General features: G+C 42.1%; 5 protein-coding genes. 4 read left to right on the top strand and 1 reads right to left on the bottom strand.

All coding sequences use genetic code 11. The features are described from left to right. Window positions 1-242 precede the first annotated feature (242 nt). The 4 genes from BCU75_RS01690 to cydC all read left to right on the top strand — a co-directional run bounded on the left by BCU75_RS01690 (window position 243) and on the right by cydC (window position 7,551). Window positions 243-2,369 carry an NACHT domain-containing protein gene (locus tag BCU75_RS01690; RefSeq protein WP_241905338.1) on the top strand — a complete coding sequence of 709 codons (2,127 nt, stop codon included), beginning with the start codon at window positions 243-245 and terminating at the stop codon, window positions 2,367-2,369. A gap of 541 nt (window positions 2,370-2,910) precedes the next feature. Then, window positions 2,911-3,870 (top strand): thioredoxin-disulfide reductase, encoded by a 960-nt coding sequence (gene trxB, locus BCU75_RS01685; protein ID WP_012603688.1) that lies wholly within the window; start codon window positions 2,911-2,913, stop codon window positions 3,868-3,870. 182 nt (window positions 3,871-4,052) lie between these two features. Further along, a complete protein-coding gene (gene cydD, locus BCU75_RS01680) occupies window positions 4,053-5,837 on the top strand; it encodes a heme ABC transporter permease/ATP-binding protein CydD (protein ID WP_102472767.1) in 1,785 nt (594 codons plus the stop codon). Continuing rightward, window positions 5,830-7,551: a heme ABC transporter ATP-binding protein/permease CydC gene (gene cydC / locus BCU75_RS01675; RefSeq protein WP_102472766.1), complete on the top strand. Its 1,722-nt coding sequence runs from the start codon at window positions 5,830-5,832 to the stop codon at window positions 7,549-7,551. The genes cydD and cydC overlap by 8 nt, the downstream gene beginning before the upstream one ends. A 353-nt stretch (window positions 7,552-7,904) precedes the next feature. Here cydC and BCU75_RS01670 read toward each other — a convergent pair whose 3' ends face one another. Further along, window positions 7,905-9,788 carry a methyl-accepting chemotaxis protein gene (locus BCU75_RS01670; protein ID WP_102472765.1) on the bottom strand — a complete coding sequence of 628 codons (1,884 nt, stop codon included), beginning with the start codon at window positions 9,786-9,788 and terminating at the stop codon, window positions 7,905-7,907. Window positions 9,789-9,911 lie beyond the last annotated feature (123 nt).

Raw genomic sequence — 9,911 nt, 5'->3', positions numbered from 1 at the left:
ACTGATTTAGGCAACAACGCCATAACAAAACATTAATCGTTGAAACTTGTTCATTTCATGACACTCACGTAGACGACAACGGATTTATTAGTTTCTCCATAGAAAATGAAGATATTTTAATAGAAAAGCACATTTGGGAAGGCAGTCATTTCACTAGTTTAGAGAAGAAAAGAAGAAGTGATATAATAGATTCTAGCTCTTTGTACTTTAATGGGTTTAAAGTAAAGGATAGTTACTATGAGATGTTAGTTGATGTCGGTACAGGCTTCTCTCATCCTGAAAAAGACGAACTTAACATCCATGATATTTTCATATACCAGAATGTTAAAAACATTGACTCAAATTCAACTACAACTATTAGACGAGAAAGCTCTAGAGATGTTTTTTCTAGGTATCCCGACGATAATATTGCTCTATCAGGAGAAGAAAGCACAGGTAAAACCTCGCTTTTAAAGAAGCTTTGCCTTGATACATTAAGTGATGGTAAGTTTGCTGTATTCTTAGATGGTTCAGAAATAAAGAGAGCAGATAGATTCAAAGATAATAAAATAGAAGAACATATAAAAAAACAATACGAAGATTTTAACTTCGATAGACTATTATCAACTAATCAAGATAGATATATTTTCATAGACAACTTTAATTTAGTAAGGGGGGACGAAAATTCATTATCAAAGCTAATTCAAACCCTAAAAAAATATTTCACTAAGTTAATATTGACTGTTTCTGACTCATACACATTAAATCACGACAAGATAAAAGGCGATGGCATATTAAATGATTCATTTACCAAACTAGAGATACTGAAGCTAGGCCATGCTTCACGTTGGGAACTGATAACTAAGTGGAACAACTTAAAAAATGAGTGTAGAGAGTCAACACAAGAATTAATAGTTAGAACAGATTATGCTAATAAAGAAATCAGTCGTGTAATAGGAAAAAACTATATACCTTCAACTCCTTTTTTTCTATTGACAATGTTGCAGTCTATGGATACCAGCATAACCGCAGAATTAAATACTAGTTCTTATGGTCATTATTATCACTACTTAATTACATGTAGTTTAGGTCTTGCTGGTGTAAAAAAAGATAAGCTAGATGGAATATTTACCTATATTACAGAGATGGCTTATTTTTTCTATAACTCAGAACATAAGGAGCTATCAAGAGACGAACTATGGGAATTTAACTCTAAGATCAATGAAGAGTATACGCTAAAGATAGATTGTGACAGTAGACTAAATCAACTTATTTCTGCTAAAATAATCAAAGAAAATAACGATTACTATTCATTTAGATATCCCTATGTATATTATTACTTCTTATCTAAATACTTATCTGACAACCTATCGGATGATGGAATTCAAAACATTGTTTCAAACCTTATATCAGGTTTAGATAAAAGAAAAAACATGAATACATTAATGTTTTTAACTCATCACTCAAAGGATAATAGTATACTTAATGGTATAGTTTGTTACTCAAAGACTATACTATCCGATTGCAATACATCTCGACTAGACGAAGATGTACTCTTTATTAACAACATAATTGATAAATTAAACTTAGAAGAATTTGTTTTTGTTGAAGGTAATGTTCAAGAAAATAGGATTAAGGCTGCCAAAGAACAAGAAGAATATGAAGATATTCAACACAATCATGAGGCAGAGTTTGACGATAGCGTTCATGAGGAAGATAGTCATAAACCAGATTCATCATTAAACAACCTATTGCGTGATTTTAACCTCACTTTCAAATCAGTTGATTTAATTGGGCAACTTACCAGAAACTATCATGAATCTCTAAAAACCGAACCAAAAGTAAACCTTATAACAGAAGCTATAGAAGCACCATTACGAGCACTAGAAGCAATTCTAAAGATAATGCGTGAAGATCATGAAACACTTATAGATATGCTCAAGAAAAGGATTCAAGAAGAGTTTGAAGTACCAGATAAGTCTAAAGATGATATTGATTTAATAGTCAGACAGCTTTTATTCAACATGGTTAGGGGTATATCATATTCAATAATAAAAAAAATATCTTCTGCGATTGGAAGTCGAGATCTTATCCCTCTTATAGAAAAGGCTTACAGTAGTAAAGACAAATCTAATGCTATCAGATTAATTGAACTTTCAGTTCAATTAGACTTGGGTAATTTAGGTTCCATAGATAAAATAAAGAAAATGAGCAAAGATTTTAAAATCAATACCGTATCAGGCAATATATTAAGGGATCTAATTGCTGACTATCTATACATGTTTGAGGATTCAGAACGTAATAGGAAAGCTGTTTGTTCTGCGCTTCAAATAAATTACATCCCAATGCAAAGCCATCAACAACAAAAGTTGATATCAAAAACTTCATAATACATAAAACCCGCCATGACATATTCATGGCGGGTTGTAGCGAATCAGATTAGCTACTTTCTTATATGACTCAACTATTAAACCGAAGTTTATTAGTCTCCTTGCATAGATTGAACCTTAATGATCTGTACCATCAATGGTGTACGCCAAACTAAGCAACTGTTCATACTTGAAATTACTCATTTTTTGCTAATTTACTTAACAACTCTAAACGATTTCTGTCCAATTGTGAGTTTAAGAACCTGAACAACTCTCGCACACAACAAAACTTACGAGCTTCTTCAAACCAATGGGAAGTAGGTTTAATGGTATGAGACCTAATTTGGTTTGCTGAACGCAGCCATAACCCCTCGCTCCAACACCCCATAAGCTTCTACGTGTTTTCACTGTTCTTCCAGCCACGAAAACGTTTGTCTCCATTAAGTTCTAAACTATAACGATTAATTACACTTCAGCCCTTGTTTAACCTTTTATTGCCTCCATATTTTCCATACAATCCTAAGCGATTATAAATAAAAACAATTTCAATTTCGGAGTCCTCATGAGCGACGTAAAGCACTGTAATTTATTGATTCTTGGTTCTGGCCCTGCTGGCTATACAGCTGCAGTTTACGCTGCTCGTGCAAACCTAAACCCAGTACTTGTTACAGGTATGCAGCAAGGTGGTCAGCTTACAACCACAACAGAAGTAGAAAACTGGCCGGGTGATCCTGAAGGTTTAACGGGTCCAGCTCTAATGGATCGCATGAAAGAGCACGCAGAGCGCTTTGAAACAGAGATCCTGTTCGACCACATTAACGAAGTAGACCTTTCAAACCGCCCTTTCCGTCTTAAAGGCGATTCTGGAGAGTACACGTGTGATGCATTGATCATCTCAACGGGCGCATCGGCTAAGTACTTAGGTTTAGATTCTGAAGAAGCATTCAAAGGCCGTGGCGTTTCTGCTTGTGCTACATGTGATGGTTTCTTCTACCGTAACCAAAAAGTGGCGGTTGTGGGTGGTGGTAACACGGCTGTTGAAGAAGCACTTTACCTGTCTAACATCGCGTCTGAAGTTCACCTAGTTCACCGCCGTGACACATTCCGCGCTGAAAAGATCCTAGTGAAGCGTTTAATGGACAAAGTAGAGAACGGCAACATTGTTCTCCACACTGATCGCACGCTAGACGAAGTTCTAGGCGACGACATGGGTGTAACGGGCGTTCGTATTAAAGATACTCAGTCTGATAAAACAGAAGACATCGAAGTAATGGGCGCATTCATTGCTATCGGTCACCAACCAAACACTGAAATCTTCAAAGGCCAAGTCGACATGAAAGATGACTACATCATCGTTCAGTCAGGTCTTGAAGGTAACGCTACGCAAACCAGCATCCCAGGCGTGTTCGCTGCAGGTGATGTAATGGACCACAACTACCGCCAAGCAATCACTTCTGCTGGTACAGGTTGTATGGCTGCACTGGATGCTGAACGCTTCCTAGATGGCCTCAACGATAAGTAAATCTGAGATTGCAGATTTAATTGTCGTCGCTTTAACGCTAGCAACCCCTGCCCTAACATTGATAGATGCAGGGCGTCATCACAATTTGTTGTAAATCCTTAGAGCCCAGCGGTATATCCACTGGGCTTTCTTTTGTATACTACCCGCCCTCAACAAATAATAATTATCATTAAGCCTTCATAATGGATAAGAAAAAACAACGCAGCTTGAACAAGTGGCTTAAACAGCAAAGTAAGTTAGCGAAACGCTGGCTTATGATTGCGATTGGCCTTGGCGTACTTTCAAGCGTGTTCTTAATTGCTCAAGCAGCGCTCCTCGCCTCTATTCTTCACCAGCTGATCATCGAGAACGTCGATAAATCTGAACTGGTTGGTCATTTCGCAGGCTTGGCACTATCGGTCGTTGGCCGTGCTGGGTGTACATGGGGACGTGAAATCGCAGGTTATCGCTGTGGTGAACAAATCCGTGTCTACATTAGGCAACTCATCTTAGACAAATTACGCGAGCTAGGCCCTGCCTATATCAAAGGTAAGCCAGCGGGTACGTGGGCAACGCTGTTGCTAGAACAAGTAGAAGACATGCAAGATTTCTTCTCTCGTTACCTGCCTCAAATGTCTTTGTCGGTAATGATTCCATTCATTATTTTAGTCGTGGTGTTCCCGGTTAACTGGGCGGCGGGTCTTATCTTCTTAGTGACCGCTCCTCTGGTACCGTTATTCATGGCACTAGTTGGAATGAAAGCCGCTGACGCCAACCGCAAAAACTTCAAAGCTCTCCAGCGTCTATCTGGTCACTTTTATGACCGTTTGCAGTCAATGACGACTATCCGTCTATTTGATCGCACCAACGCTGAAACAGAAGTACTTAAAGGTGCTTCTGAGGTGTTCAGAACACGCACCATGGATGTATTGAAAATCGCTTTCTTGTCTTCCGCTGTACTTGAGTTCTTCACGTCGATTTCTATTGCGATGACTGCGGTTTACTTCGGCTTTACTTATATTGGTGAATTAGATTTCGGCCACTATGGCGCAGGCATTACGCTATTCGCAGGTTTGTTTATCCTTATCTTGGCGCCAGAGTTTTACCAACCTCTACGTGACTTAGGTACTTTCTACCACGCGAAGCAACAAGCGGTTGGCGCAGCCGAAAGTATTGTCGAGTTCTTAGAAACCGACATCACTAAGGTTAAATCAGGCGACACTCAGCTCGATTCGGCTCAAGGCATCAATATTGAAGCTAACGACCTAAAAGTGTTAAGCCCTGAAGGCGTTCAATTAGTTGGTCCTATCTCGTTCGCATTGAACACTCGCCAATCGACTGCGTTAGTTGGCCCAAGCGGTGCGGGTAAAACAAGTTTGATCAATGCCATCCTTGGTTTCATGCCTTATGAAGGAAGCTTGAAAATCAATGGTATTGAATTACGTGACCTCGACTTAGCCTCTTGGCGTAAAACCATTAGTTGGGTTGGACAGAATCCATTGCTACTGCACGGCAGTATCCGTGACAACGTCACTCTTGGTAAGCATGATATCGCTGACCAAGTTGTCGAGAATGCACTTAAGCAATCATTTGCTAGCGAATTTGTTAATGAGCACGGCTTGGATTACATGATTTCTGATCGCTCTGGCGGCCTGTCTGTTGGTCAATCTCAGCGTTTAGCTTTGGCTCGCGCAATGATTCAAGACGGTCAGTTCTGGTTGCTCGATGAACCAACTGCCAGCTTAGATACTCGCAGCGAACAGTTAGTGATGAAAGGCATCAATAGCAATATTGAAAGCCGCACTGCCCTACTTGTGACGCACCAACTCGCTCCTCTTAGATCAGTCGATAATATTCTGGTTATGCGCGATGGTGGTCTGGTTGAACAAGGTCATTACTCCCAGCTTTCGACTGCGGGTGGTTTGTTTGAAGAGATGCTGAACGCGAACTTAGCTCAACAAGACAATAAGGGTAATTTAGATGCGTGATTTACTGCCTTACCTGAAACTCTATAAAAAGCATTGGTTTGGCCTATCGCTAGGCATGCTATTGGCTTTTGCGACTCTGTCGGCTTCTATCGGTTTGTTAACGCTATCAGGCTGGTTCATTTCAGCTTCTGCAGTTGCAGGCCTTACGATTGCGCGTGAAACCTTCAACTACATGCTGCCGGGTGGCGGTGTACGTGGTTTGGCAATGAGCCGTACTGCGGGTCGTTGGGGGGAACGTGTTGTCAGCCACAATGCAACATTTAAACTATTAACCGATCTACGTATCTTCTTCTTCAAGAAGCTGGCTCCGCTGATCCCAGGTCGTATTTCAAACCTTCGTGATGCTGACCTACTGAACCGTTTGGTTGCCGATGTCGATGCCATGGATCACGTCTACTTGCGTTTAGTAAACCCTGTGACGGTTGGTGTGTTCGGGATTTTCTTCCTAACTCTGTTCTTGATGTGGTTCGATACTACCCTTGGTTTGATCTTGGGCTCTATCCTTCTGATCATGCTGTTGGTTTGGCCAATCTTGTTCTACAAACTGGGCAAGCGTAACGGTGGTGAACTGACGCAAAACAAAGCTGATCTTCGTGTAACTACGCTAGATTGGATCGAAGGCTACAGCGAACTGACTCTATTCGGTGCAGAAGAGCGTTACCGTAATGCGATTCTAGATACGCAACAGAAGTTGATGGCTAATCAGTTTGTGAATGCCAACCTAACCGGTATGGCTTCAGCTGCGCTAATGCTGTTCAACGGTTTGACATTGGTTCTTATGCTTTGGCTTGCCGCAGACGGTGTGGGTGGTAATGCACCCGACCCGTTCATCGCGCTAATGGCATTCGCAACCATGGCAAGCTTTGAGCTATTAATGCCAATTGCAGGTGCGTTCCAGCATTTAGGTCAGACTCTGTCTTCAGCACGTCGCTTGAACGAAGTTATTTTGTCGGAGCCTGAAGTTCAGTTTGCTGAAGAGAAACTTGACATCAACAAGCCGCTTGATATTACGTTCTCAAACGTGACGTTCAACTACCCTGATTCTGAGCGCAGTGTTCTGAACGCTGTTGACCTAACGATCCCTGCAACACACAAGGTTGCGATTGTTGGTCAAACGGGTTCAGGCAAATCGACTCTGATTCAGCTTCTGACTCGCTACTGGGATCCTAAGAAGGGTTACATCTCAATCGCGGGTATTGAACTGACGCAGTGGAACGAATCACAGCTTCGTGAATCAATCAGTGTAGTAAGCCAACGTGTCGACATTCTAAATGGTACTTTGCGTGACAACTTGTTGATTGCAAAGCCAGAAGCGACCGATGATCACTTAGCGAACATCTTAAAAGATGTTGGCCTAGAAAAGCTGCTTGAGAATAACGCACTTGATAGCTGGTTAGGTGACGGTGGTCGTCAACTGTCTGGTGGTGAGAAGCGCCGTATTGGCATCGCACGTGCCATTCTTCATGATGCCCCTATCCTGCTTCTAGATGAGCCAACAGAAGGCTTAGATAAGCAAACCGAGCAAAGCATCATGACACTGTTCGAAAAGCACTTCGAAGGCAAAACGGTTATCTTCATCACTCACCGCTTGATTGGTCTAGAGTCAATGGATTCTATCGTTCTGATTGAACAAGGTGAGATTGTTGAGCACGGTTCTCATGAGAAGCTGTTAAACGAAGCAGGACGTTACTTCCAACTTCGTCAGGCAATCTAGCGCCTTCATAGGTTCTACTTAAGCTATAAAGAAAACCATTCAAAGCCCGAATTTATACTCGGGCTTTTTTTGTGTCTTTAATTCTCCCGAACTACACCCTTCTTCAATCAAGTTTAACCCGTCACTTCCAATAGATACTGACCTTGATGTAACTTCCAAAACAACTTAACAACGACAAGCTAGCACCTCTGCGATGGTTAAAGTTATGGAGCAGTACTTCCCTACTCGTGCAGCCCTTAAAGCTAAATTCCCAGGCTACCCGAACAACTAGTTGGAGTTCATAACTCTAAATAGCAGGCACAAAAAAGCCGAATGTGATAATCACATTCGGCTTTTAAATTATCTGTTAGCGCTTAAAGCTTGAAGCGGCTGATTTCGCTTTCTAGTTCGTGAGACAGTTCAGATAATTGAGAAGCTTGCTCTGCAGCTTGGTGTGCTTCGTCTGCTAGCTCGTTAGATACGTCACGGATTCCTTCAGTGTTACGAGTAATCTCAGACGTTACTGACGCTTGCTCTTCTGCAGCAGAAGCAATTTGAGTCGCCATGTCACTGATACGTTCAACAGCAGAATGGATTTGCGTTAGGCTTGCAGCCGCTGAGTTAGCGTCATCAACACTGGTTTCAGCAAGCGTACGGCTGTCATTCATGATGCTAACCGCTTTACCTGTTGTACCTTGAAGCAATTCGATAGTTTGCTGAATTTCTTGTGTTGAACCATGTGTGCGTTGGCTTAGAACTCGAACTTCATCAGCGACAACCGCGAAACCACGACCTTGTTCACCGGCACGTGCAGCTTCAATCGCGGCGTTAAGTGCAAGTAGGTTCGTTTGTTCTGCAATACCTTGAATGTTAGACAAGATAGCGTTGATGCTGTTGCCGTGTTCTTCAAGCTCTAGGATAACGTTCGTTGCGATTTGAACTTCTTGAGCAAGGTTTTGGATAGAACTTTGAGTCTGTGTCACTTGACCAGTACCGTGCTCACATGCGCCAACCGCTTCAGATGAATTTTGTGCAGTGTGGTCTGCGTTACCCGCGATCTCTTGTGTTGCTGCAGCCATTTCGTTAACGGCTGTTGCGACCATGTTGATTTCGTCTTGTTGCATCTGGATGCGAGCACTACGTTCTTCAGCTTGAGAAGCCGTTTGACGAGCTTGGTTACCCAGCGCAGCAGATACTTCGCTTAGCTTGATCACCATGGTGTGCATGTTGCCCACAAAACGGTTGAAGTTTTCAGCAAGCTTACCAATTTCGTCGTCGCTCTTAGGCTCAAGACGTTGGGTTAGGTCGCCCTCACCTGAAGCAATTTCTTCAAGTGCAGCTGAAACGCGGTTTAGGTCGCGGAATAGGAAACTTACTAACCAAGACACTAATACGATTACGATCAGCGTAATAATGACAGCCGTTGTGATCAATTGAGTAAGAAGTGTTGAGTGGTTCGCTTCTTCTGTTGCTTTGTCCATCTGAACCGCGAAGATCCAGTTAGTATTAGGCACCTTCGTGAAGTAAAGCAGCTTCTCAGCACCGCGTTCTTTGATGATCTCGATGCTACTCGTGCGCACTGCGTTCTCGATAATTGGCATAGAGATGTCATTTGAAAGCTGGCTTACCGGCTTCAGGCTTAGTGCTGAATCTGGGTGCGCTAAGAATGTACCGTCAGAGGCATCAATCAGCATTGCGTAAGCGTTGTCACCAACATCAAGGCTGATTACATCATTAACCAGCTGGTCGATAAGTACGTCAGCACCAACAACGCCAACAAGCTTGCCGTTGTGGCGAACAGGTTCAGCAATCGTTACAAGAAGTGCTTTGGTGATTGCATCTTGGTAAGCAGTGGTGATGATTTGCTTACCTGCAGCGTTTGCTTCTTGATACCAAGGACGTTGACGAGGATCGTAATCTGCACGATTACGTTCAGGATGTGAACGGTACATTCCGCCTTCTGGAGTACCTAAAAAGATATCGTCAAAGCCACCCGCTACACGAGCTTGCTTAAGAAAAGGAACAACATCACTTTCTCGTGAAAAATCATTAAATGCTGATGCGATATCGGTGCGGATATCAATCCAGTTTTTAATACCTTCAGATGCTGCTTCAGATACGCTCTCAGCTCGTAGGTATACGCCATTACGAGTCTGTTCAAATAATTGGTTTGCTGATAACCAAGTCAACGCCGTTGCCATTACGACAACAGCAGATAAGCTTGCACCTATCAACTTCTGTTTAAGTGTTAGTTTCATTCTAAGCTTCACGAGTGGTGGGAAATCCCGCGCATACTACCCAATATGAGTATTAAATTCGAGCAATTTTATAATTTAATAGCGGAATATAATATTAGGCAAACCATTGACTTAGATAATGCC

The sequence above is a fragment of the Vibrio splendidus genome (assembly GCF_002873455.1).
In the GTDB taxonomy this organism is placed as follows: domain Bacteria; phylum Pseudomonadota; class Gammaproteobacteria; order Enterobacterales; family Vibrionaceae; genus Vibrio; species Vibrio splendidus_J.
Note: the sequence above shows the minus strand (reverse complement) of the source record. Positions and strands in the feature narration are given on the sequence as shown.

What these genes read in the sequence shown, in the direction of transcription:
- BCU75_RS01670 (WP_102472765.1), bottom strand. Translation starts at nt 9,788, where the DNA reads ATGAAACTAACACTTAAACAGAAGTTGATAGGTGCAAGCTTATCTGCT.
- BCU75_RS01690 (WP_241905338.1), top strand. Translation starts at nt 243, where the DNA reads ATGTTAGTTGATGTCGGTACAGGCTTCTCTCATCCTGAAAAAGACGAA.
- cydD (WP_102472767.1), top strand. Translation starts at nt 4,053, where the DNA reads ATGGATAAGAAAAAACAACGCAGCTTGAACAAGTGGCTTAAACAGCAA.
- cydC (WP_102472766.1), top strand. Translation starts at nt 5,830, where the DNA reads ATGCGTGATTTACTGCCTTACCTGAAACTCTATAAAAAGCATTGGTTT.
- trxB (WP_012603688.1), top strand. Translation starts at nt 2,911, where the DNA reads ATGAGCGACGTAAAGCACTGTAATTTATTGATTCTTGGTTCTGGCCCT.